General features: G+C 67.0%; 1 protein-coding gene and 1 pseudogene. Both read left to right on the plus strand.

Features of this window, described 5'->3' with window-relative positions:
* Positions 1 to 144, plus strand: a pseudogene (locus tag JKL46_RS36190) (electron transfer flavoprotein subunit beta/FixA family protein); the annotation flags it as partial.
* 15 nt (positions 145 to 159) lie between these two features.
* The coding region (locus JKL46_RS34885; protein WP_201843030.1) for an electron transfer flavoprotein subunit alpha/FixB family protein at positions 160 to 1,007 on the plus strand (848 nt) is incomplete at its 3' end.

Genomic DNA, 1,007 nt, shown 5'->3' on the forward strand with positions numbered 1-1,007 from the left:
TCCCCCGAGACGCTGGGCGTCGACGTGAGCCCGCGCCTCAAGGTGCTCAAGACCGCCGAGCCCGGCGGGCGCAAGGCGGGCGTCAAGGTCGGCTCGGTGGCCGAACTGGTGCAAAAGCTCAAAGTTGAAGCCGGCGTGCTCTAAGAGGACTGAAGACCCATGACGACATTGCTGATCGCCGAGCACGACAACGCTCACCTCAAGGACGCCACCCACAAGGCTCTCTCCGCCGCCAAGGCGCTGGGCGCGCCCGTGCACGTGCTGGTGGCCGGTTCGAACGCGAAGGCTGCGGCCGATGCCGCCGCGAAGCTGGAAGGCGTGGAGAAGGTGCTCCTCGCAGACAATCAGGCTTACGAGCACCAGCTCGCCGAGCCCACTGCCGCGCTGATCGTGTCGCTGGCTGGCGCCTACGACGCTCTGGTGGCGCCCGCCACCACCACCGGCAAGAACGTGATGCCGCGCGTCGCCGCCCTCCTCGACGTGATGCAGGTCTCCGACATCACCAAGGTGGTCGCGCCCGACACCTTCGAGCGGCCGATCTATGCCGGCAACGCCATCCAGACGGTGCAGGCGACCGACCCGAAGAAGGTCATCACGGTTCGCATGGCCGCCTTCCCAGCTGCCGGTGAAGGAGGCTCTGCCCCAATCGAGGCTGTCGGCCCTGCCGACGATCCGGGCACCTCGAGCTTCAAGGGCGAGGAGATCGCCCAGAACGACCGGCCCGAGCTGACCTCGGCCAAGATCATCATCTCGGGCGGCCGCTCGCTCGGCTCGGCTGATGCCTTCAAGCAGTACATCGAGCCGATCGCCGACAGGCTCGGGGCCGCCATGGGCGCGTCGCGGGCTGCGGTCGATGCGGGCTATGCGCCGAACGACTGGCAGGTCGGCCAGACCGGCAAGGTGGTGGCGCCCGATCTCTACATCGCGGTGGGGATTTCAGGGGCCATTCAGCATCTGGCTGGCATGAAGGATTCCAAGGTGATCGTCGCGATCAACAAGGACGAGGA

Source organism: Microvirga zambiensis WSM3693 (genome assembly GCF_016735695.1).
Lineage (GTDB): Bacteria > Pseudomonadota > Alphaproteobacteria > Rhizobiales > Beijerinckiaceae > Microvirga > Microvirga zambiensis.